Raw genomic sequence first — 21,821 nt, 5'->3', positions numbered from 1 at the left:
TATGGTTCCTTCAAACAACCCTGACACAAACCAACGATCGATAACCTGGCTAATAATCGTATTAGCCAGTGGCATCATCGCATTATTGATAGCCTGCATACTGTGGTTAAAACCTAAGGACGCTGTCAAAACAGCCAATCCTTTGCAGCATGATGCCGCTAGTACGATACCATCTGGTGTATTGTCGTCCAATCAAACCCTAACGCTAGCCAATGCATCCTCCGTCAGCGCGAAGAACGCTAACCCCTTGCCCACATCACTGCCCAAATCACTACAAGGCACCCAAGTCGATGGCGAAATTATTATCGATGAAAATAAGCAATTGGTGGTGACCGCAGGTTTGCGCCAACTATTTGATTATTTTTTGTCAGCACAAGGGGAAGAGCCGTTAAGCCAGATTGAACAACGGGTGATTGCGTACATTCGTGAACATACGCCTGAGCCTGCCGCAAGCCAAGCGGTTAACATTTTTCAAAATTATCTAACCTATTTGACTGCTATTAGCCAGCTAGATAAGCCTAAAGCACAGCAAAACCCCAATGTCAGTGCATTAGATTTATCTGCGATTAAAAACCAATTACGCGCAGTACAACAGCTGCAAGCCCGCTATTTTGACGCCAAAACCCGTGAAGCCTTTTTTGGGGATGAACAAGCCCTCAATGACTACAACATGACGGTCGTCGAAGCCAACCAAAACGCACAACTGAGCAATGACCAGCGCCAAGCCATCATTGATAAAGCGCAAACTGCCTATATCGCCAGTGTTAAAGACCCAAATCTACAGACAAAGCTAACCCAGCAGCGCAATATTGACAAGTTATTAGCGCAAACGCAGCAAATGCAGCAGCAAGGGGCAACGCAAAGCCAAATCAATGCCATGCGTAGTCAATATGTCTCGCCTGAAGCGGTCAAACGGCTTGAGCAGCTTGACCAATCTGAAGCGCAATTTGCACAGCGTGTGGCAACTTATCAGACACAGTCTAACCAAATACTGAGCAAATTGGGTAATGTGCCGCAAGCACAGCAACAAATTGTGGCGTTACAGCAGACGATGTTTACGCCTGAAGAACGGCTACGCCTAGATGTATTGACAAAGCAGCCTTAAATTCCTCATTAAAATGAGTTAAATGAGTTAAATGAGTTAAATGAGTTAAACGCCCCGTTGAATTGCCATAAGCTGTTGAATTACCAAAGGCGCGTTTGAGCCTATTTCACACGGTAACGGGCTGAACGTGCGTGGGCATCCAAGTTTTCTTCCACCGCCAATATATCGGCAGTTTTTGCCAGCGTTTGGCTACCTTGCTCGCTACAATAAATAATCGAAGATTTCTTTTGAAAATCATATACGCCGAGCGGTGAACTAAAGCGTGCGGTACCTGACGTTGGCAATACGTGATTAGGGCCAGCGCAATAATCGCCAATCGCTTCAGGGGTATAGCGACCCATAAAGATAGCGCCCGCATGACGGACATCTTTGACCATCGCTTCTGGGTCATCTACTGATAACTCCAAATGCTCCGGCGCAATGCGGTTAATCACCTCAATACCCTCTGCTCGGTCTTTCACCAAAATCAGCGCGCCACGGTTGGCAATCGCCACTTTAGCGATTTCAGCTTTTGGCAAATCTGCTAAGGCTTTTTCGATTTCCTGCGCAACTTTTTTGAGTAATGACTCAGATGGGGTGACAAAAATCGCTTGCGCGACGGTGTCATGCTCAGCTTGCGATAATAAATCCATGGCTAACCAGTCGGCTTTATCATTTGCCACACCTTCGGCATATACCAGTACTTCCGAGGGACCGGCAATCATATCAATGCCCACTTGCCCAAACACGGCGCGTTTGGCGGCTGCCACGTATTTGTTGCCAGGTCCTGTGATTTTATCGACTTGCGGGATGGTGTTAGTGCCGTAAGCCAACGCTGCCACCGCTTGCGCGCCGCCAATGGTAAAGACTTTATCTACACCCGCCAAATAAGCGGCCGCCAATACCAAGGAATTTAGTTCACCATGAGGTGCAGGCACCACCATGATAATTTGCCCGACCCCTGCCACTTTGGCGGGTAACGCATTCATCAAGACGCTGGATGGATAACTTGCCAGCCCACCTGGCACATAAATACCCACTTTATCAAGTGGCGTAACTTGTTGTCCAAGCGTATTGCCTAGCGCATCTTGATACGTCCAGCTTTCTTGCCGTTGGCGCTCGTGAAAAGATGTGACGCGCTGTGCCGCCAGTTCAAGCGCTTGCTTGATTGTAGGGTTTAACCCATCAAATGCTTGTTTGAGCTTTTCTTGTGAAATCTCTAGCTCAGCAAAAGTTTTGGCAGGATGGTTGTCAAATTGTTGGGTCAGTTTTAACACCACCTCATCCCCACCCTGACGCACTTGCGCGATAATATCATCGACCGTAGCCAGTAGCGCTGGATCATTTACCGTTTCAAAAGCAAGCAGCTCTGTCAATTCCTGCTCAAAACTGGCTTGTTGGCTATTTAACAATCGCATGGTATTCCCCTAAGAATAAAAATGACTAACACATAGCATAACAAATTTTATCATGGATGAAAGCGGCTTTTTAGCCTGCAAAGCTTCGCCAACCCATCAAAATTGGCACATCAAAATCGGCTAAACTGGGCCAATCCGTCACCACTTTTAGTTCTTGCCTAGTTAAAATTCGCCCAGTTAAAAAAAGACGTCTTAATAACGTCTTTTTTTAATCTTCAATGTTTTAGTTTTCCATGTTTTCATCTTCCATGTTTTAATCGGCATAGCCAGCTTTAATAATGCTGTAGATTGTCGAGTGCATAAACAAAGGTTTGGATTTTCGCACCATTGTCAAGTGTGGCTGTTACTTCAATGCGCTGATAGGCTTCACCTTCAAACTCATCTAGCCGCGTCCAATGATTGACCAAATCATCCGACGAAAACACCAAGCCCGCTACCATGTTGCCTTGTTCATCGGGGATGACTGCAGGAAATCCTAGCGCCGAGCCCCAACCGCCATCTGGCATCAAACGCCCACGAATAGTCGCAGGCTGCCAACTGCCGTTGTTGATGGGTGTCATAATGGTGTGGTTGTCGCGATTGGGCGCTAACGTGCCATACACAAAAAGATGCTGCATCATGGTGATTTTTGAACCGTTACTGGGTGTTATCAGCGATGCTTTGCTTAAAGCTTTCAATAATTGGCTCAAGCAGCGCAAATTTGCGTTTATAACTGACCTGATTGACAATCAAACGCGAAGAGACTTGGCAAATCTCTTGGCGCGGCTCTAGACCATTGGCTCTTAAGGTATTACCCGTATCGACCACATCCACAATCAAATCACCCAAGCCCACCAATGGCGCAAGTTCCATGGAGCCGTATAGTTTGATGACATCCACCTGTTCACCGCGACTGGCAAAAAACGCGCGCGTCACATTAACATATTTGGTGGCAATTCGAAGACGACGACTGGGTAATTGTAGCCCCACCTTACCTGCCGTCATCAAACGGCATTTGGCAATTTGTAGGTCAAGCAATTCATATAAATTACTTGAGCCATGCTCCATCAGCACATCTTTACCCGCCACACCAAAATCTGCCGCCCCATGCTCCACATAGGTTGGCACGTCACTGGCGCGTAAAATTAAAATCCGCACGTCAGCATGCGTGGTCGGAAAAATAAGTTTACGTGATTCTTCGGGGTCTTCAAGTAGTTCGATACCTGCCTTTTTTAGCAGGGGCAAGGTATCTTTTAAGATTCGCCCTTTGGATAACGCTAAGGTAAGACCGTTATAATTGGCATCATTTGCTTGTGTCATTGTCTTATACCTGTCATTCGCCTTTTACCCGCTCAATGGTGACGCCCAAGCCGCGCAGTTTGTCTTCCACATACTCATAACCACGGTCAATGTGGTAAATGCGCTCGATACAGGTCTCGCCTTGGGCTGCCACCGCTGCCATTACCAGTGACATGGAAGCGCGTAAATCGGTTGCAATGACAGGCGCGGCATTGAGCTTGTCGACGCCTTGAACAACGGCGGTATGACCATCGACTTTGATATTGGCGCCCATACGTTGTAGCTCAGGGACATGCATATAGCGATTTTCAAAAATATTCTCAATAATGGTACTGGTGCCTTCTGCAATACAGCAAACTGTCATGAGCTGGGCTTGCATATCGGTTGGGAAGGCAGGGTGTGGTAGTGTGCGGATATCAACGGCTTTTGGACGACCCGCCATTTTAACATTAATCCAGTCGCTACCAACAGTAACTTGGGCGCCCATTTCTTCAAATTTTTTAAGCACAGATTGCATTAAGCTTGCTTCGGTTTTTTTGGCAGTCACTTCGCCGCCTGTCATCATAGCAAGCGCAAGATATGAGCCTGTTTCGATACGGTCTGGTACTACTGAATACTCACAGCCATTCAATTTTTCAACGCCTTCAATGGTCATATAAGCGGTGCCAATGCCTTCAATTTTTGCACCCATTTTGACAAGCATATTAGCCAGATCAACCACTTCTGGTTCGCGCGCACAGTTTTCTAGGTGCGTGGTTCCTTCTGCCAATGCCGCTGCCATGATGGTGTTTTCCGTACCGCCAACCGTGACCATATCAAAGGTGAAATGACAGCCTTTTAGCCGACCGCTCGCGGGTGCTTTGGCTTTGACATAGCCATTTTCAACGGTGATAGTCGCTCCCATCGCTTCCAAGGCTTTTAGATGTTGGTCGACAGGGCGTGAGCCAATTGCGCAGCCACCAGGTAGCGACACTTCAGCCTGCCCAAAGCGCGCAAGCAAAGGCCCCAATACCAAAATCGATGCACGCATGGTTTTGACCAGCTCATACGGGGCATAGTAGCTATTGATGGTAGTGGTATCGCAAGTCACCGTATCGCCGTTCTTTTCAATGGTGATACCCGTGCCAGCAATCAATTTGACCAAGGTATTGACGTCTTTGAGTGTCGGTACATTGTGCAGGGTGACGGGGGTTTCTGCCAAAATCATTGCCGCAAGCAAGGGCAATGCCGCATTTTTTGCGCCAGAGATGACCACTTCCCCTTTGACCTGGGTACCACCCGTGATTAAAAATTTATCCATGTGTTTCTCCTAAAAATGGCTTATTGCGCAGCTTGTTTGGCTTGCATCTCATGCCACTGGGCATAGGTCAACGCTTGGATATTCAGTGCATGGATTTCACCTGACGCAAATTTATCAGACACCAACCCCAATACGGCTTGTTGACGCGCGACAGGACGTTTACCCTCAAAGCTGTCGTCCACCACGCGCACATCAAATTTGTTGCCTTGATTGGCGGCTTCGATTTTGCCACTCGGAAAATGGGGTTGTAGTAAAGTAATTAAATCTTGTGCGTTCATGGGAAATACCTAATAAAAGAGGGGTAAAATTATACTATTTTGCTGCGTAGCATAGCATAATTTTTGCTAAGTTTATACGTTATACAAAATGCTTAATTTACGCTAAAAGCGCCCTTCACCCACGTAGGCATTGGCATGACAGCCTGCCCTGCAGTTGCAGCGCCTTCATAACTTACCACATCAAAGCGAATGTCAAAGTTATCAAATTGCGGATGCGCTTGTAAAAAAGCTTCGGTGGTTTTAATGATTTTACGTTGTTTGGCGGGGGTGATACTGTCTAAACTTGTGCCAAATTGGCTGGCTTTTCGTTGACGCACTTCGACAATGACGAGGCAAGGGATTTTTTGCGTCGGCTCAAGCATCACCAAATCAAGCTCGCCCAAGTTTTTGTAGTGCCAGTTTTTGGCAAAAAACGTTAAGCCTTGCGCTTCAAGGTAGCCTTTGGCAAGGGTTTCATAATAGTCGCCTTGGCGCTGTTTTGGGGCGGTGAGTTTCATTGTTGGGTTATTTTACTGTTGCAAAGGCTTTTTCTAAAGCGGCACAAGTTGGGTATTTTTGCTGTAATTTTGCCAAATAATAGGCTTGGTTGTTGTCGATAAAGCCATCCAAAATCCCTGCGTAATTTTGACCAATCCCACATCGTTGCTGCTGTCGATTCCAACTGACCGGTATCACCAACGGGTTTTGTAAAATCAGCTTGTTGTTTTGACAAGTCAGCTTTGCCACACTATCAATGCAGTAATTATGCGGTTTACCCCCCATCATAATAACTCGCTAATGCCACAACGATATCGTTGGGTTTTAATGAGTTAATGGCAAAACACCTTCAAAACACTGCGCCGATGGCAAAATAAGCCGTTGACGCCATGTGCGAAATGCCCAGTGATAATCGGTAAATTTTAAGCCAAAACCTTGCTTAGATTGGGTTTCACGTTGCAATTCGCCGCCTTTTTCGATACTGGCAATTCTTCCGACCAACACATCAGCCGGGGATAAAGGTAAACAAGCCTTTGCGGTTGAAATTAAACTTACACTTAAAATAGCAAAGCAAATTGTTTTCATGACAAATCCTTTTTTCCGTAGAAAACCTTATAATACCACCAATATTTAGCAAAATTTGAGAAAAATCATGCAGCAAACCGGCACACTCTATATCGTCGCCACCCCAATTGGTAATTTATCCGATATCACCGCCCACGCCATCGACTGCCTAAAAAGCGTGGCTATCATCGCCTGCGAGGACACCCGCACCTCGGGCAAAATGCTCAACCACTTTAACATCCCCACCAAAACTTGGGCTTATCACGACCACAATGCCGAAGTACAGACCCCTAAACTGATTAAATTATTACAGTCAGGGCAAAGTATCGCGCTTATCAGTGATGCCGGCACCCCGCTGATTAGCGACCCTGGTTTTCGACTGGTACGCGCCTGTCACCAAGCCGGTATCAAAGTCTCACCGGTTGTCGGCGCCAGTGCTGCCATAGCCGCCCTATCGGTCGCAGGATTACCCTCAGACAAGTTTTATTTTTATGGCTTTTTGCCTGCCAAAACCACAGGACGACAAAGCGAATTGACTAAAATCAAAGATTTAACCGCTACGCTGATTTTTTATGAAGCGCCCCATCGTATTGTTGAGTGTATCGATGACATGATTACGGTGCTTGGCGACAATCGACAAGTGACGTTTTGCCGTGAGATAACCAAAACGTTTGAAACCATTTATCCATCAACGCTCGGTGAACTAAAGCAGTTTGTTGCAAGCGATGCCAATCAGCAAAAAGGGGAAATGGTACTGGTGGTCGCTGGGGCAAGTGACTTACAGAATCATGATAATCAACATGATGAATTGCTAAAACGATTATTGCAAGATTTGAGTGTGAAAAAAGCCGCACAGCTCGCCAGCGATATCACAGGGGCTAAGAAAAATGCCTTGTATGAAAGGGCGTTGGTTTTAAAAGAGCATCTAGATGAATAGCTTGACATTAGACGAACGCCAAATTTGGTTTTTGGATGATTTATTTACTTTTATGCTCGAAAATTATGATTTGACCAATACCGATTATGTACTATTAAAAAATAAAATTGAAGATTGGCAGCAATATGGGTTTTGGGATGATGCTATGCTCAAATTTTGGTACTATGAGCCTATCGAATCATTACACAGCAAAGCAATCGATAACTATTTGATTTTTTGTAAGGTAATTAACAATTTAGGCTTTTATTTACCTACCGATGAGCAGGTCGTCATTATCAACACGTTAAAATTGCTTAAGGAAATTGAAATCGCTGAAACAATGCATGATAAGCGTGATAAGATTGGCGATTTGTGGGAGGCATACGAACATGGAGAAGCTTACGAGTGCACACATATAATCACTGCTTTTAATATCGTCAGGGAAAAAGGTTTTTTTGAGTATCATTGCAATCTTGGGTTGTTTAATACGTTATACCAAAGATTAGTTAAATTATTTGAATTATGGAAAGCAAAATCCCCAACTAAAGAGCAAATTTATTTGTCACTGATTCAATAATTAAAAGCTTTGAATAAGGCGTTAACACCTAAAAGTAATAAAATCATTAACGTCATATTTTTGAACATTTTTTGTGAGATTTTATGACGAAAATAAAACCCAATATACAAACACAGCAACGACAACAGCGTCGCCACGCCAATCACGCCCAATTCTGTCGTTGGTAGGTTCACAAAGCCTTGCCACAGCACGATGAGCTGAGCGATTTTGCCGACCACATAGCACAGGTTACTGGCTTTAATCAGCTCGGTTTTGGGGTCTAGGCTGTCTTCGGTAGCCGATAGCAAATACATCACCAGTAGCGGCGACATGGCATTGGTCGCACCGCCGAGCACGCCTGCCACCAGCCCACTGAAGATTAAACTTGTTTGATTATTGGGCAGTCGAATATTTTTGCCCGTTTGACTTGCCAAAAACTGGGTCAGCACATATCCGACAATCAATAGCCCAAGGGCGATCAGCAAATAATGCGGTGCGATGAGAAACACCAACTTTGTGCCGATCAGACTGCCCACAAAACTAGTAAACACCAATAGCCAATATTTTTTGAGGTAGTAGCCAATATTGCCACCCTCCAAAAACACCACCAAGTTAATCACCAAACACGGCATGACCGTCAGCAGCAGCACATGCGACATCGGATAAAAACTTGCCAATGCTGTGGTCGCAATCAGCGTCACGCCAATCCCTGTCAGCCCATGAAACATACTGGCGATGGCAAATATCGCGGGGATCATGAGCATCGAAAGCATAACGCCTTGCTGAACGGAAAAAATCGCCATCAGCGACTATCTTACCAAGGTGAATTTACCCGCTAATTGCTTACCAATTAAGCTGACTAGATGATTGGCAATGATATCCTTGCTGGCTTTTTCGAGGCTGACTGCGGCGTCTTTGCCCTTAAAAAACACCGTCATGGCATTGTCATCACTGCCAAAACCAATATCGGTGCGGGACACATCATTACAAGCAATCATATCTAAGTTTTTGGCGTCAAGCTTGCCACGAGCATATTTTTCGATATCTTGGGTTTCTGCCGCAAATCCTACCACAAAAACCTCAGGGAATTCTTCGGCAATGGTCGCCAAAATATCAGGATTTTTCACCAAATCCAGCGACATCTGATCTTGCGTTTTTTTAATCTTTTGCGGCACGACATCACGCGTGCGATAATCAGCGACCGCAGCTGTGGCAATAAAAATATCGGTCGCTGTCCTGACAGGTTCGACTTCGATATCATTGCCAAATTCATCATGGTCATGATGGTGGTGATGATCATGGTCGTGATGGTGGTGACCATGGCACTCACATATATCGTCACTGGCGCATTGGCGAGCGGTCATTAGCATTTCTTCTGCCGATAACACATCGATACGATTGACCAGTAGTGGCGTTGGCAGCGGTACTTTACCCCCAACGATTAAGGTTACCCTCGCGCCTGCATTGCGGCACGCTTTTGCCAGCGCAAAACCCATTTTGCCCGTGGAATGATTGGATAGATAGCGCACAGGGTCTATGGCTTCAATCGTCGGACCTGCGGTGATTGTCACATTTTTACCCGCCAATAATTGCGGGGTGATTTGTCTAGCGATGAAATATTGCACGTATTCAAGCAGTTGCTCTGGCTCTGGTAATCTCCCCTCACCGATATCGCCACAGGCTTGCTCGCCGCTGGCTGGTTGGATGATTTCATAATCATAATCGGTTAATGTCTGCAAATTAAGTTTAACCGATGGATGTTGCCACATTTGCTGATTCATAGCAGGTGCCACCAAAATCGGGGCAGCGGTAGCAAGGCAGACGGTAGTGAGTAAATCATCCGCTATTCCCATGGCCAGTTTAGCAATCGTATTCGCGGTAGCAGGCGCGATAATCAGCAAATCCGCCCATTTTGCCAGTTCAATATGCCCCATTCCCAGCTCAGCGCTCTCATCCAACAAGTCGATATGCACTGGGTTGCCCGTCAGGGCCTGCAGCGTTAACGGTGTGATAAAGGCTTGCGCGCTTGCTGTCATAATAACACGGACGTCATAGCCACTTTTAATCAATAGTCGGGCAAACGAGGCAGATTTATAGGCAGCAATACCGCCTGTAATACCAAGAAGGATATTTTTCATAAGATAAAAGCACTAAAAAATTTCGCCTATAGTAACAATTTTCCGCCACTTTAGGTATGATTAATCATCATTTATTAGGAAATGCCTATGGCAATCAAAGACTGGCACCAAGACGAGCGCCCCAGAGAAAAGCTACTGCAAAAAGGCGCTGAGAGTCTATCCGATAGCGAGATTTTGGCAATATTTCTGCGCACAGGCACCAAAGACCAATCTGCCATCGAACTGGCTCGTGGCTTGATTGAAAAATTTGGCAGTCTGGCTCAGTTACTAGCTGCGCCTAGTGAAGCAGTTATGGGGTGTCATGGTATCGGCATGGCAAAATACGCGCAGATTTTGGCAAGCCTTGAGATGGGCAAACGCTACCTTGCCAGCCAAGTCAAACAAGCCCCTACCCTTAACGCCAGCCAATTGGTCAAAGACTATCTGACTACGCAGCTGCGACCGCTCAATCGCGAGGTGTTTGCGGTGCTGTTTTTGACCAATCAACTCACCTTAATCCAATATGAGGTGTTATTCACAGGCGGTATTTCATCGTGCTCGGTGTGTGTGCGGGAAGTGTTGCGCTGTGCGTTAAAATATGGGGCAAGTCAGCTTATAGTCGCCCATAATCACCCAAGCACCTCTGCCACAGCGTCACAAGCAGATTTAGAAATTACCCGCAGTTTGGCAAAAGCGTGTCAGCTTGTCGATATGACTCTGATTGACCATATTATCGTGGGTCAAGATGGTACGCTTTCTTTACAAGAAACAGGCAAGATGCCTTAGCGTTTGACGCGGTTTTTAACCATTATTACCACCCAAATCATCATCAGTAAACCAATGAGTAACGCAATCATCGCAAAAATGGGTGAAAAAATCGACAAAGCCGACAGCCCTATCGCTGTCCCGGTCTCTGCCACTGAAACAGCGGGATTTGCCAAACCGCCCGTCGTCGCAGTCGAAGCCACGCGCGTGGTGGCTGCTGTACCTTTTATCGTAGCCGCGGCGCCGCCGCCAGCAATGATCGCTAGCGCCCAAGTCATGGCAGGACTCATATCGGTCAGTGTCGAAGCCATGACTAATGTCCCTGCAATCCCTGCGAGCGGTACAGCAACCGTATCTAACAGATGATCAACCAACGGGATTAAATAACTGATCGACTCTGCAATACTGGCTACACCTAAAATAATTAACGCAGGCGTAGAGCCTACCCACTGCCAGCTGTCATTGAGCGAAATAATATGAAAATATGCCGCACAACTGAGCGCAAACAGCGGCACAAACACACGAAACCCGCTACTTGCTGCCAAACCAATCCCAAGAAAGATACTTAAAATCATTTCAGTTGTCATATTCTCGATACTCAAAGTATGAATAATGTTACCGCTATCATAAATAAAAATTATTAAGAAAAAAACACATATTTAATTAGCATCGCAAAACACATCACCACAATCACTGGTCGAATAAACTTGGTACCGCCTTTGACCACCATCTGCGCGCCCAATGAAGCACCGATAAATTGCCCTAGCATCATAGCAAGACCCACTGACCAAAGCACCTTCCCTCCCAATATAAAAAACATCAGTGACGCGGCATTGCTGGTAAAGTTGAGTAATTTGGCATTGGCAGTCGCGGTAATCATATCCAAGCCGCGCATGGTGATACCGCCTAGCGCAAAAAACATCCCTGTACCAGGGCCCAAATAGCCATCATAAAAGCCAATCAAGGGTGACATCCCATATTGCCATTTGTTTTTGCTGATTCGTGGAGCAGATTTGACCTCACCGATAGTGGGTGCAAACAAATAATAAATACCAATAAGCGCGATTAAAAAAGGAATGCCTTTGGCTAATAGCACTGGCGGAGAAAGCTGCACAGCCATGGCGCCTAGCACGGCCCCCACAAAACAGGCAATAATCGAACGCCAAATTTGCTTAGGGTGAATTTTGCCTTTGCGTATCATGGTAATAGAGGCAGAGAGCGAACCTGCAGTCGCTTGAAGCTTATTGGTGCCCAAGGTATATAGCGTAGGAACATTTGCCATTAACAGGGCAGGAATGGTCAATAAGCCGCCACCCCCTGCCATGGCATCTAAAAATCCTGCAATGCCCGCGACCAACGTTAACATCACTAGCACATCAAAACTCAATTGCATCATATTTCCAAAGGTTAATTGAGGATTTATTACTATAAACAAAAAAACCCCATAAGCGCGAACTTATGGGGTTTTTTTAGTCAGTACGATTAGTCACGGTCTACTAATTCAACGTATGCCATCGGCGCAGCATCGCCATCGCGATAACCACATTTGATGATACGTAAATAACCACCTGGACGCGCTTTATAGCGTGGGCCTAGTGTCGTGAATAATTTACCTACAGTCGCTTTATTACGTAAGCGGTTAAACGCTAGACGACGGTTAGCAACTGAATCTTCTTTTGCCAAAGTAATTAGCGGCTCTGCCACACGGCGAAGCTCTTTAGCTTTAGGAAGAGTAGTTTTGATGAGTTCATGTTCAAATAGTGAGTTCGTCATATTTTGGAACATGGCCTTACGATGGCTGCTGGTACGACCCAACTTAACTCCACTGTTACGATGTCGCATGGTCAAACTTCCTTTAAATTTTAACGGCTACGGTAAGAGAAGCGGTCATCAACACGTAAATCAGCAGGTGGCCAATTTTCAAGGCGCATACCAAGCTCTAAGTCCTTAGAAGCAAGGACGTCTTTGATTTCAGTTAATGATTTCTTACCGAGATTTGGGGTTTTTAACAACTCAGTTTCGGTGCGTTGTACCAAATCGCCAATGTAATAGATATTTTCCGCCTTCAAGCAATTTGCTGAGCGAACCGTTAATTCTAAGTCATCCACTGGGCGAAGTAGCACAGGGTCAACTTCTTCTTTTTCCTTAACAGGTTCTGGAGTAGCTTCTGCTTCAAGGTCAACAAATACGGCAATTTGCTGCTGCAAAATCGTTGCTGCTTTGCGAATCGCTTCTTCTGGATCGATGGTACCATTGGTTTCAAGTTCGATAACCAAACGGTCTAAGTCAGTACGTTGTTCAACACGGGCATTTTCAACTTGGTATGCCACGCGTAAGATTGGGCTATAGCTAGCATCCAATTTTAAACGACCAATAACTTTATTATCACCAGAATCTTTACGTACATTGGCAGGCTCATAACCACGACCTACTGCTACACGTAAACGCATTTTTAAATGACCACGATCACTTAATGTACCTAAAACTAAATCAGGATTGATAATCTCTACATTATGAGGTAACTCAATATCTGATGCTAGTACAGTGCCAGGACCTTGTTTGTCAAGGGTCAAGAATACTTCATTTTGATCATGCAATTGGATCGCTAAACCTTTTAAATTTAACAATAGATCTAGCACATCTTCTTGCAACCCTTCAAGGGTTGAATACTCATGATCAACGCCTTCGATTTCAGCTTCGATTACAGCTGCACCAGGCAATGAAGATAATAGAATACGACGTAGGGCATTACCTAACGTATGCCCAAAACCTCGTTCTAACGGTTCGAGCGTGACTTTGGCGTGTGTTTCATTGACCGTGTCCACATGAATGGCATTCGGTGTAAGAAACTCAGTAGCATTTAGCATCATTTGTCACCTCGACTTTATAGTAAAATTAATTATTTAGAGTACAACTCAACGATTAAGCTTTCGTTGATTTCGGTTGGTAAATCAGCACGCTCTGGCGCTTGTTTAAAAGTACCTTGCAATTTGCTGTGATCAACTTCCAACCATACAGGTGTACCACGTTGACCCGCCAATTCAATTGCGTTTTTAATACGTAATTGTTCTTTGGCTTTTTCGTGTACGGCAATCACATCACCATCTTGCAATTGGATTGAAGGAATGTTCACACGAACAAACTCATCACGACCCGCTTTTTTTACTAGAATAGCACGGTGGCTAACTAATTGGCGAGCTTCTGCGCGAGTTGCACCAAAACCCATACGATAAACAACGTTATCGAGGCGACGTTCTAACATTTGAAGCAAGTTTTCGCCAGTTGCGCCTTTCATACGCGCAGCTTCTTTATAGTAGTTTGAGAATTGACGCTCTAACACACCATAAATGCGTTTTACTTTTTGTTTTTCACGAAGCTGTGCAGAATACTCTGACGTTTTGCTACGTGGATTACCATGTTGACCAGGGGCACGGTCAGCTTTTTTGGTTTTTTCTTCGTACGCTTTTACGCCTGATTTTAATTGTAAATCAGTACCTTCACGACGAGAAAGTTTTAATTTTGGACCTAGATAACGGGCCATGAAAGTCTCCTTATACGCGACGTTTTTTCGGTGGACGAGTTCCGTTATGAGGAATCGGGGTTATATCGCTAATGCTGTTTATTTTATAACCCAATGCACCTAAGGCTCTTACCGCAGACTCACGACCAGGTCCTGGACCTTTAACCAAGACATCAACATTCTTGACACCATATTCTTGTGCTGCTTTACCAGCAACTTCAGCCGCAACCTGTGCAGCAAATGGTGTAGATTTACGTGAACCACGGAAGCCTTGTCCACCAGCGGTGGCCCAAGCCAAAGCATTACCTTGACGATCGGTAATCGTTACAATGGTGTTATTAAAAGACGCATGGATGTGCGCTACGCCCTCAGCTACCGAGCGGCGAGTCACTTTTTTGCGACTACGAGTGTCTTTTGCCATCTTTTAGCTTCCTAAGTTAATTATTTTCTGATTGCTTTACGTGGACCCTTACGAGTACGCGCATTTGTTTTTGTGCGTTGACCATTTACTGGTAAACCGCGACGATGACGCAAGCCACGATAGCAACCTAAGTCTACTAAACGTTTAATATTCATCGAGATTTCACGACGCAAGTCACCTTCAGTCGCATATTCTGCAACTTGGGTACGGACAGCATCAAGCTGAGTATCATTTAGTTCACTGATTTTAGTAGTTGGTGCAATGTTTACCGCTTCTAAAATTTTAGCAGCAGTGGTACGACCAATACCAAAAATATAAGTGAGTGAAATGATAGCGTGCTTGTTGTCCGGAATGTTTACACCGGCAATACGAGCCATTGACATTTCTCCAATTATAAGGAAAAGATGAGTTAATCATCTACTGATGTAGCATTTTGAGACATTTGGTTATCTACAAATGTGTCAAAATAACAACAAGTAGCGGATAATACAGTATCCGCTACCTGATTTCAAGTCCAATCTAACAATTTAGATTAACCTTGACGTTGTTTATGACGCGGTTCTGCACTACAAATAACGCGAACAACGCCTTTGCGGCGTACAATTTTGCAGCTACCGCAGATTCTTTTTACAGATGCTTGAACTTTCATTTTCAGCTCCTAGTAGTAGTTATGAATGCTTGACTTCCATGGTTGGAATGAGCGAATAATCATGGTATTGGTGAGTCATTAAGTGCGCTTTAACTTGGGCAATAAAGTCCATAATTACGACCACACTAATCAGTACTGAGGTACCGCCTAAATGAAACGGAATACCAAACGCAGATTGCAATATCATCGGCATCAAACAAATAATTGTCATATAAATCGCACCAATAAAGGTTAAGCGATTTAGTACATGATCTAAATAACGTTGAGTTTGTAAACCTGGACGAATACCTGGAATATACGCCCCACTTCGTTTCAAATTCTCTGATACTTCTTTTGGACTAAACACCAACGCGGTGTAAAAATAACAAAAGAAAATAATCAAGGCTGCAAAAATTACCAAATACAGTGGCTGACCGGGTGATAACACTAATGCCATATTCTGCAAGAAACTTTGAAAAATATTAGGATTGGGGGATTGACCTACCCACTGTCCCAAACTCGCTGGGAATAACAACAATGAACTGGCAAAAATCGCTGGAATGACCCCTGCCATATTAATTTTTAATGGCAAATGCGATTGCTGCTGTGCATATATTTTTCGTTCTTGCGATTGCTTTTGGGCATAGTTGACTGGGATACGGCGCTGGGCACGCTCAATAAATACAATCCCCGCCACCACCGCTAACGCCAATAAACTAAATATCAACAAGGCAATCATATTCATTTGACCTTGCTGGACAGAGTTAATTGACTGCGTGACCACTTGTGGAAAAGTCGCTACGATACCCGCTAAGATTAGCATTGAAATACCGTTACCAATACCACGTTCAGTAATCTGTTCACCTAACCACATTAAAAACATTGACCCTGCAACCAACGAGGTTACTGCAGGAATATAAAAACCAAGACCACTGGTCAACGTGAGATTCTGACTAATCAACCCTGTGCACATACCAATTGATTGAACCAAAGCTAAGGCAAGGGTTAATTGGCGTGTATACTTGTTGATTTGGCGTTGCCCGGCTTGACCTTCTTTTTTTAATGCATCCAATGATGGTATAACCGCCGTCATCATCTGAACAATGATTGAAGCAGAAATATAAGGCATAATCCCGAGTGCCATGACTGACATCCGCTCTAATGCCCCACCAGAAAACATATTAAACAAACCTAAAATAGTATTCTCATTGGTTTGAAAAAATTTCGATAAGCTTTCTGGATCCATACCAGGAATAGGTACGTGTGAACCGAAACGATAGACGACTAAAGCACCCAACAAAAATAGTAAACGATTAAATAATTCATCGTATTTACGAATAAATGCTAGAGGATTCATCGATGTTGAATGCTTAGTCATGTAGGATTACTCCTCAACAGTACCACCAGCTGCTTCAATAGCTGCTTTAGCACCTTTAGTCACTTTAACACCTTTAAAAGTATATGCTTTGGTTACGTCACCTGAAAGGATAATACGAACACGTTGCATATCGTGGCGAATGATATTCGCTGCTTTTAAAGACTCAACGCTTACCACGTCACCATCAACTTGATTTAATTCTGATAAACGCACTTCTGCCGTTACCATTGCAAGTTTACTAGTGAAACCAAATTTTGGCAAACGACGGTATAAAGGCATTTGACCACCTTCAAAACCTGAGCGAATACCAGAACCTGTACGTGAGGTTTGACCTTTGACACCACGACCACCGGTTTTACCGATACCAGAACCGATACCACGACCACGGCGAAGTTTATTTTTTCTTGAACCTTCAGCTGGGCTCAATTCATTTAAGCGTAGACCCATTATACTTCCTCCACTTTAACTAAGTAGTTAACGCGGTTTACCATACCACGGGTCGAAGGGGTATCTTCAACTTCGACAGTATGTCCAATACGACGTAACCCTAAACCTTTCAAACAAGCTTTATGGCTTGCTAGGCGATGGGCACTCGATTTTACTTGAGTAACTTTCATTTTTTTCATGTTAGCTCACCTTAGCTTAGCCCAAGATTTCTTCAACTGATTTGCCGCGTTTTGCCGCAACTTTTTCAGGAGAAGACATTTCTTTTAACCCGTTGAAAGTTGCACGTACAACGTTAGCGGCATTGGTTGAACCATAGCATTTTGCTAATACGTTTTCTACGCCTGCAACTTCTAATACTGCACGCATTGCACCACCTGCGATAACACCGGTACCTTCAGAGGCTGGTTGCATATACACGCGGCTTGCACCGTGGCTAGCAGTAATAGGATGTTGAAGGGTTGTACCCGCTAAATCAACGGTAATCATATTACGTTTGGCAGCTTCTAGTGCTTTTTGAATCGCTGCAGGCACTTCACGCGCTTTACCACGACCAAAACCAACACGACCATTGCCATCACCTACCACTGTGAGTGCAGTGAAAGAAAAGATACGACCACCTTTTACAACTTTAGATACACGGCCAACTGTGACTAAGCGCTCTACTAAACCGTCTGTTTGTTCAACTTTTGCCATGATTAGAACTCCAATCCATTTTCACGAGCGGCTTCAGCTAATGCTTTAACACGACCATGATATTTAAAACCGCTACGATCAAACGCAACTTTAGTAATACCAGCAGCTTTAGCGCGTTCTGCAATTAATTTACCAACGGCAGTTGCAGCTTCGATGTTGCTAGTTTGACCAGCACGTAAAGTAGTATCTAACGTTGAAGCTTGGGCTAACACTTCACCACCCGTTGGTGAGATAACTTGTGCATAGATGTGGGTGTTAGTACGATTAACAGATAGGCGATTTACGCCTAAACCACGGATATGTGCACGGGTTTTTTTCGCTCTGCGAAGGCGAGCAGCTTTTTTATCAAACATGTCATTTCACCTTATTTTTTCTTAGCTTCTTTACGAGCGACATACTCATCGCTATAACGAACGCCTTTGCCTTTGTAAGGCTCAGGTGGGCGATAGCCACGAATGTTTGCTGCTGCTTGACCTAGCTTTTGTTTGTCGCTAGATTTTAACACGATTTCAGTCGCAGTTGGGGTTTCAGCAGTAACACCTTCAGGTAGTACATATTCGATTGGGTGTGAGTAACCTAAGTTTAGGTTAACTTTATTGCCAGCAACAGCGGCTTTATAACCAACACCGATCAATTGTAGACGACGTTCGAAGCCTTCAGTAACACCTTTAACCATGTTGCTTAATAATGCACGAACTGTACCAGTGTGCATCCAACCGTCTTTGGTGTCAGATTTTGGTGAAAGAATAAGTTGATTATCTTCCTGTTTTAGCTCGACCAAATCATGCAGGCGTAAAGTTAGCGTACCTTTGCTACCTTTAACTTCAACCTGCTGACCGTTCAAAGTAACACTTGTACCATTTGGTAGTGCTACAGGGGCTTTAGCCACACGAGACATACGGGTAATTCCTATAAAAGTGATAAAAAAACGAACAGGCACAACAAACTATGCCTGTCCCTCTTAATGTTAATTAAGCTACGAACGCAATAACTTCGCCGCCTAATCCAGCTGCACGAGCTTCACGATCGCTCATGATGCCTTTACTGGTAGAGATGATTGCTACACCTAGACCTTTTTGGACGCTTGGTAGTGCATCTTTACCACGGTATTGACGTAAACCTGGACGACTATAACGTTTAATCGTCTCAATAACTGGTTTACCTTCAAAATATTTCAACTCAATGGTTAATTCAGTTTTACCTGTACCAATTTCTTGAGTTTCTGCGGTCGCAACATAACCTTCTTTCACTAGCAAATCAGCAATTGATTTACGCAGTTTTGAGCTTGGCATAGTCACAGACGCTTTTTGAGCCATTTGTGCATTACGGATACGAGTCAACATATCAGCAACGGTATCTTGCATACTCATATTGTTTCCCCTTACCAGCTTGCTTTATGAACGCCAGGTACATCACCTTGCATTACTTTTTCACGAATCATGTTACGTGAAAGACCAAATTTACGGAAATAACCGTGTGGACGACCTGTCAATGCACAACGATTACGTAAACGTACTGGTGAAGCATCACGTGGCAGTGCTTGTAATGTAAGCATTGCGTCCATACGCTCTTCGTCAGTTGCGTTGATGTCGCTGATAATTGCCTTAAGCTTTGCACGCTTCTCAGCATATTTAGCAACAGTCGCTTCGCGTTTAAATTCGCGATTAATCATACTTTTCTTTGCCATATTGCCTTATCCTTGCTGTTAGCCCTTGAATGGGAAGCCGAATGCTTTAAGCAATGCACGACCTTGATCATCAGTTTTTGCGGTAGTCGTAATGGTAATATCTAAACCACGAATACGGTCGATTTTGTCAAAGTCAACTTCAGGGAAAACGATTTGCTCTTTGATACCTAGTGAATAGTTACCACGGCCATCAAATGCTTTATCTGTAAAACCGCGGAAGTCACGGATACGTGGAATAGCGATTGAGATTAAACGATCTAAAAATTCGTACATCTGTTCGCCACGTAGCGTCACTTTACAGCCGATTGGCCATTCTTCACGGATTTTAAAGCCTGCAACTGATTTGCGAGCTTTGGTTACTACAGGTTTTTGACCGGCAATTGCCGTCATATCCGCTAATGCGCCTTCAAGAACTTTTTTGTCTTGAGCCGCATCACCCACACCCATATTTAGGGTGATTTTGGTGATTTTAGGGATTTCCATAACGTTGGCTAAACCAAGCTCTTGCTGAATTTTTTGCTTAAGCTGTTCGTTATATTGTGTTTTAAGTCTTGCCATTACTGATACCCTTAGATGGTTATGCAGTCGCCACAACTTCACCAGATGAACGATAAACGCGTTGTTTTTTGCCTTCGTCATTCAATTGGTAAGAAATACGATCTGCCTTTTGGGTTGCTGCATTATAAATTGCAACATTTGAAATGTGTAAAAATGCTTCTTTCTCGATAATACCACCTTCAACGCCAGTCTGTTGGTTTGGCTTTTGGTGTTTTTTAACGATGTTGATGCCTTCAACTTTTACACGGTCTTCTTTTACTGCTAGTACTGTACCTTGCTTGCCTTTATCTTTGCCAGCAATTACAATCACTTGGTCGCCTTTACGTAATTTTGCCATGTTTTCCTCACAATACTTCTGGGGCTAATGAAACAATTTTCATAAATTGTTCGCCACGTAGTTCGCGGGTTACTGGTCCAAAAATACGTGTTGCAATTGGTGCTTTATTGTTGTTCAACAACACAGCTGCATTATCATCAAAACGTAGTACTGAACCGTCAGGACGACGTACACCAAACTTCGTGCGTACGACTACCGCGTTCATTACATCACCTTTCTTGACACGACCGCGTGGAATTGCTTCTTTCACAGTCACTTTAATGATGTCGCCTACTGATGCATAACGACGATGTGAGCCACCTAGTACTTTAATGCACATAACTCGTTTTGCACCACTGTTGTCTGCAACTTCCAGCATTGTTTCAGTCTGAATCATCGCGTTACTCCATAAATTGGCAAAACAAGTCTTTGCCACAATAAGCCATTTTTAAGGTGGCGTATTGTAGCAGTTACTGACTTGCTTTGCAATTATAACTATCTATTTAAGTTAAATTAAATATTAACTGCTTTTTCTACGACGTCTACCAACACCCAAGATTTGGTTTTTGATAGTGGACGTGTTGATTTGATACGAACTGTATCACCAACGCCACACTCATTGTTTTCGTCATGAGCATGTAGTTTAGTAGAACGGCGAATCATTTTGCCATATTTGGCATGACGAATACGACGCTCAACAAGTACAGTAATGGTTTTATCCATTTTGTCACTGACAACTTTACCAGTGACTGTACTTTGTTCAGTAGCGTTAGCTTGGTTGGTATTTTGCTCACTCATGATTAAGCCCCTTGGTTTTCGGTGTTCTGTTTTTCAGAGATAAGAGTCTTGATTTGAGCAATCGTACGACGATTTGCTTTAATCTCATGGGTGTTGCCTAACTGACCAGTGGCTTTTGCCATACGAAGACGAAATGTTTCTAACTGTTTTTCGTCTAGTAATTGGGTCAGCTCTTCGACTGATTTGTCTTTAAGTTCACTGATCTTCATTACATTATCGTCCGTTTAACAATGGTGGTTTTGAAAGGCAACTTGGCAGCTGCAAGCGTGAACGCTTCAGTTGCTAGCTCGTCAGAAACCCCTTCGATTTCATAAAGCATTTTGCCTGGTTTGATTTCGCATACCCAGTATTCTACTGGACCTTTACCTTTACCCATACGAACTTCTAGTGGTTTTTCGGTAATTGGTTTGTCTGGGAATACACGAATCCAAATTTTACCACCGCGCTTGATACGACGTGAAATCGTACGACGAGCAGCTTCGATTTGACGTGCAGTCATACGACCACGTTCTACTGATTTAAGTCCGATTGTACCAAAAGATACGCTACTACCACGGTGAGCTAACCCCGTATTACGTCCTTTTTGTACTTTACGAAACTTGGTACGTTTTGGTTGTAACAT

Annotated in this window: 36 protein-coding genes; 4 read left to right on the top strand and 32 right to left on the bottom strand. The window is 44.1% G+C overall.

The genetic code is table 11. The annotated features are described in order from the left end of the window. The first annotated feature begins 1 nt into the window (after window position 1). Window positions 2-1,105: a lipase secretion chaperone gene (locus RTJ53_RS06815; RefSeq protein WP_312276376.1), complete on the top strand. Its 1,104-nt coding sequence runs from the start codon at window positions 2-4 to the stop codon at window positions 1,103-1,105. 101 nt (window positions 1,106-1,206) lie between these two features. Here the strand turns inward: RTJ53_RS06815 and hisD are convergent, their stop codons facing one another. From hisD to RTJ53_RS06775, 8 genes are all read right to left on the bottom strand, one after another. Continuing rightward, complete coding sequence (gene hisD, locus RTJ53_RS06810; protein WP_312276375.1) at window positions 1,207-2,502, bottom strand: histidinol dehydrogenase; 1,296 nt, start codon at window positions 2,500-2,502, stop codon at window positions 1,207-1,209. 272 nt (window positions 2,503-2,774) lie between these two features. Beyond that, window positions 2,775-3,122, bottom strand: coding sequence for a gamma-glutamylcyclotransferase family protein (locus tag RTJ53_RS06805; protein ID WP_312276374.1), 348 nt, complete (start codon window positions 3,120-3,122; stop codon window positions 2,775-2,777). Window positions 3,123-3,138: 16 nt separating this feature from the next. Next, window positions 3,139-3,801 (bottom strand): ATP phosphoribosyltransferase, encoded by a 663-nt coding sequence (hisG, locus tag RTJ53_RS06800; protein WP_007115580.1) that lies wholly within the window; start codon window positions 3,799-3,801, stop codon window positions 3,139-3,141. 13 nt (window positions 3,802-3,814) lie between these two features. Next, window positions 3,815-5,080, bottom strand: coding sequence for a UDP-N-acetylglucosamine 1-carboxyvinyltransferase (gene murA / locus RTJ53_RS06795; protein ID WP_312276373.1), 1,266 nt, complete (start codon window positions 5,078-5,080; stop codon window positions 3,815-3,817). 20 nt (window positions 5,081-5,100) lie between these two features. Next, a complete protein-coding gene (locus tag RTJ53_RS06790; protein WP_065263076.1) occupies window positions 5,101-5,358 on the bottom strand; it encodes a BolA/IbaG family iron-sulfur metabolism protein in 258 nt (85 codons plus the stop codon). A gap of 92 nt (window positions 5,359-5,450) precedes the next feature. Continuing rightward, window positions 5,451-5,855, bottom strand: coding sequence for a YraN family protein (locus RTJ53_RS06785; RefSeq protein ID WP_312276372.1), 405 nt, complete (start codon window positions 5,853-5,855; stop codon window positions 5,451-5,453). A gap of 7 nt (window positions 5,856-5,862) precedes the next feature. Next, window positions 5,863-6,123, bottom strand: a complete 261-nt coding sequence (locus RTJ53_RS06780; RefSeq protein WP_312276371.1) for a hypothetical protein — start codon at window positions 6,121-6,123, stop codon at window positions 5,863-5,865. A gap of 36 nt (window positions 6,124-6,159) precedes the next feature. Beyond that, window positions 6,160-6,420 (bottom strand): hypothetical protein, encoded by a 261-nt coding sequence (locus tag RTJ53_RS06775; RefSeq protein ID WP_312276370.1) that lies wholly within the window; start codon window positions 6,418-6,420, stop codon window positions 6,160-6,162. A gap of 67 nt (window positions 6,421-6,487) precedes the next feature. Here RTJ53_RS06775 and rsmI point away from each other — a divergent pair, with 67 nt between their 5' ends. After that, on the top strand, window positions 6,488-7,336 hold the full coding sequence (gene rsmI, locus RTJ53_RS06770) for a 16S rRNA (cytidine(1402)-2'-O)-methyltransferase (RefSeq protein WP_312276369.1): 849 nt from the start codon (window positions 6,488-6,490) through the stop codon (window positions 7,334-7,336). After that, a complete protein-coding gene (locus RTJ53_RS06765; protein WP_312276368.1) occupies window positions 7,329-7,892 on the top strand; it encodes a hypothetical protein in 564 nt (187 codons plus the stop codon). Before rsmI ends, RTJ53_RS06765 begins: the two co-directional genes overlap by 8 nt. On the opposite strand, the gene RTJ53_RS06760 is transcribed toward RTJ53_RS06765, so the two are convergent. Together RTJ53_RS06760 and coaBC are read right to left on the bottom strand one after the other, a co-directional pair. Continuing rightward, window positions 7,886-8,635, bottom strand: a complete 750-nt coding sequence (locus RTJ53_RS06760) for a sulfite exporter TauE/SafE family protein (protein ID WP_312276367.1) — start codon at window positions 8,633-8,635, stop codon at window positions 7,886-7,888. The genes RTJ53_RS06765 and RTJ53_RS06760 overlap by 7 nt on opposite strands. A 45-nt stretch (window positions 8,636-8,680) precedes the next feature. Continuing rightward, entirely contained in the window at window positions 8,681-10,009 is a 1,329-nt protein-coding gene (gene coaBC / locus RTJ53_RS06755) for a bifunctional phosphopantothenoylcysteine decarboxylase/phosphopantothenate--cysteine ligase CoaBC (protein WP_312276366.1), read from the bottom strand. Window positions 10,010-10,096: 87 nt separating this feature from the next. On the opposite strand from coaBC, the gene radC reads away from it, so the two are divergent. After that, a complete protein-coding gene (gene radC, locus RTJ53_RS06750; RefSeq protein ID WP_312276365.1) occupies window positions 10,097-10,774 on the top strand; it encodes a RadC family protein in 678 nt (225 codons plus the stop codon). On the opposite strand, the gene RTJ53_RS06745 is transcribed toward radC, so the two are convergent. The 22 genes from RTJ53_RS06745 to rplP form a co-directional block, all read right to left on the bottom strand. Then, window positions 10,771-11,340, bottom strand: a complete 570-nt coding sequence (locus RTJ53_RS06745) for a DUF4126 domain-containing protein (RefSeq protein WP_135889644.1) — start codon at window positions 11,338-11,340, stop codon at window positions 10,771-10,773. The genes radC and RTJ53_RS06745 overlap by 4 nt on opposite strands. Before the next feature lie 53 nt (window positions 11,341-11,393). Beyond that, window positions 11,394-12,146, bottom strand: coding sequence for a TSUP family transporter (locus RTJ53_RS06740; protein ID WP_312276414.1), 753 nt, complete (start codon window positions 12,144-12,146; stop codon window positions 11,394-11,396). An 89-nt stretch (window positions 12,147-12,235) separates the two neighbouring features. Then, entirely contained in the window at window positions 12,236-12,595 is a 360-nt protein-coding gene (gene rplQ, locus RTJ53_RS06735) for a 50S ribosomal protein L17 (protein WP_036593417.1), read from the bottom strand. Window positions 12,596-12,615: 20 nt separating this feature from the next. Further along, complete coding sequence (locus RTJ53_RS06730) at window positions 12,616-13,623, bottom strand: DNA-directed RNA polymerase subunit alpha (RefSeq protein WP_007115569.1); 1,008 nt, start codon at window positions 13,621-13,623, stop codon at window positions 12,616-12,618. A 29-nt stretch (window positions 13,624-13,652) separates the two neighbouring features. Next, window positions 13,653-14,294 carry a 30S ribosomal protein S4 gene (gene rpsD / locus RTJ53_RS06725; protein WP_007115568.1) on the bottom strand — a complete coding sequence of 214 codons (642 nt, stop codon included), beginning with the start codon at window positions 14,292-14,294 and terminating at the stop codon, window positions 13,653-13,655. A 10-nt stretch (window positions 14,295-14,304) separates the two neighbouring features. After that, window positions 14,305-14,694 carry a 30S ribosomal protein S11 gene (gene rpsK / locus RTJ53_RS06720; RefSeq protein ID WP_007115567.1) on the bottom strand — a complete coding sequence of 130 codons (390 nt, stop codon included), beginning with the start codon at window positions 14,692-14,694 and terminating at the stop codon, window positions 14,305-14,307. Between the two features lie 20 nt (window positions 14,695-14,714). Then, window positions 14,715-15,071 carry a 30S ribosomal protein S13 gene (rpsM, locus tag RTJ53_RS06715; protein WP_007115566.1) on the bottom strand — a complete coding sequence of 119 codons (357 nt, stop codon included), beginning with the start codon at window positions 15,069-15,071 and terminating at the stop codon, window positions 14,715-14,717. Window positions 15,072-15,226: 155 nt separating this feature from the next. After that, window positions 15,227-15,343: a 50S ribosomal protein L36 gene (rpmJ, locus tag RTJ53_RS06710; protein WP_040403280.1), complete on the bottom strand. Its 117-nt coding sequence runs from the start codon at window positions 15,341-15,343 to the stop codon at window positions 15,227-15,229. Window positions 15,344-15,362: 19 nt separating this feature from the next. Beyond that, on the bottom strand, window positions 15,363-16,700 hold the full coding sequence (gene secY / locus RTJ53_RS06705) for a preprotein translocase subunit SecY (RefSeq protein ID WP_312276364.1): 1,338 nt from the start codon (window positions 16,698-16,700) through the stop codon (window positions 15,363-15,365). Window positions 16,701-16,706: 6 nt separating this feature from the next. Further along, window positions 16,707-17,147, bottom strand: a complete 441-nt coding sequence (rplO, locus tag RTJ53_RS06700) for a 50S ribosomal protein L15 (RefSeq protein WP_007115564.1) — start codon at window positions 17,145-17,147, stop codon at window positions 16,707-16,709. After that, window positions 17,147-17,326 (bottom strand): 50S ribosomal protein L30, encoded by a 180-nt coding sequence (rpmD, locus tag RTJ53_RS06695; protein WP_007115563.1) that lies wholly within the window; start codon window positions 17,324-17,326, stop codon window positions 17,147-17,149. Before rpmD ends, rplO begins: the two co-directional genes overlap by 1 nt. A gap of 16 nt (window positions 17,327-17,342) precedes the next feature. After that, on the bottom strand, window positions 17,343-17,840 hold the full coding sequence (gene rpsE / locus RTJ53_RS06690) for a 30S ribosomal protein S5 (protein ID WP_007115562.1): 498 nt from the start codon (window positions 17,838-17,840) through the stop codon (window positions 17,343-17,345). 2 nt (window positions 17,841-17,842) lie between these two features. Further along, window positions 17,843-18,193, bottom strand: a complete 351-nt coding sequence (rplR, locus tag RTJ53_RS06685) for a 50S ribosomal protein L18 (protein ID WP_007115561.1) — start codon at window positions 18,191-18,193, stop codon at window positions 17,843-17,845. Window positions 18,194-18,204: 11 nt separating this feature from the next. After that, a complete protein-coding gene (gene rplF, locus RTJ53_RS06680; protein ID WP_036593421.1) occupies window positions 18,205-18,738 on the bottom strand; it encodes a 50S ribosomal protein L6 in 534 nt (177 codons plus the stop codon). 73 nt (window positions 18,739-18,811) lie between these two features. Further along, window positions 18,812-19,210 (bottom strand): 30S ribosomal protein S8, encoded by a 399-nt coding sequence (rpsH, locus tag RTJ53_RS06675; protein WP_135889652.1) that lies wholly within the window; start codon window positions 19,208-19,210, stop codon window positions 18,812-18,814. Between the two features lie 11 nt (window positions 19,211-19,221). Then, window positions 19,222-19,527: a 30S ribosomal protein S14 gene (rpsN, locus tag RTJ53_RS06670; protein WP_036593424.1), complete on the bottom strand. Its 306-nt coding sequence runs from the start codon at window positions 19,525-19,527 to the stop codon at window positions 19,222-19,224. 18 nt (window positions 19,528-19,545) lie between these two features. After that, window positions 19,546-20,085 carry a 50S ribosomal protein L5 gene (gene rplE, locus RTJ53_RS06665; protein WP_007115557.1) on the bottom strand — a complete coding sequence of 180 codons (540 nt, stop codon included), beginning with the start codon at window positions 20,083-20,085 and terminating at the stop codon, window positions 19,546-19,548. Window positions 20,086-20,104: 19 nt separating this feature from the next. Then, window positions 20,105-20,422 (bottom strand): 50S ribosomal protein L24, encoded by a 318-nt coding sequence (gene rplX, locus RTJ53_RS06660; RefSeq protein WP_036593426.1) that lies wholly within the window; start codon window positions 20,420-20,422, stop codon window positions 20,105-20,107. Window positions 20,423-20,429: 7 nt separating this feature from the next. Beyond that, on the bottom strand, window positions 20,430-20,798 hold the full coding sequence (gene rplN / locus RTJ53_RS06655) for a 50S ribosomal protein L14 (protein ID WP_007115555.1): 369 nt from the start codon (window positions 20,796-20,798) through the stop codon (window positions 20,430-20,432). A 116-nt stretch (window positions 20,799-20,914) separates the two neighbouring features. Continuing rightward, on the bottom strand, window positions 20,915-21,199 hold the full coding sequence (rpsQ, locus tag RTJ53_RS06650; RefSeq protein WP_007115554.1) for a 30S ribosomal protein S17: 285 nt from the start codon (window positions 21,197-21,199) through the stop codon (window positions 20,915-20,917). A gap of 2 nt (window positions 21,200-21,201) precedes the next feature. Beyond that, window positions 21,202-21,408, bottom strand: coding sequence for a 50S ribosomal protein L29 (gene rpmC, locus RTJ53_RS06645; protein ID WP_007115553.1), 207 nt, complete (start codon window positions 21,406-21,408; stop codon window positions 21,202-21,204). After that, the gene (gene rplP / locus RTJ53_RS06640) at window positions 21,408-21,821 is read right to left on the bottom strand and encodes a 50S ribosomal protein L16 (RefSeq protein WP_007115552.1); all 414 of its coding nucleotides are present in this window, start codon (window positions 21,819-21,821) and stop codon (window positions 21,408-21,410) included. Before rplP ends, rpmC begins: the two co-directional genes overlap by 1 nt.

Origin of the sequence: Moraxella sp. CTOTU46711 (assembly GCF_031975715.1) — a bacterium.
Taxonomy (GTDB): Bacteria; Pseudomonadota; Gammaproteobacteria; order Pseudomonadales; family Moraxellaceae; genus Faucicola.
Note: the sequence above shows the minus strand (reverse complement) of the source record. Positions and strands in the feature narration are given on the sequence as shown.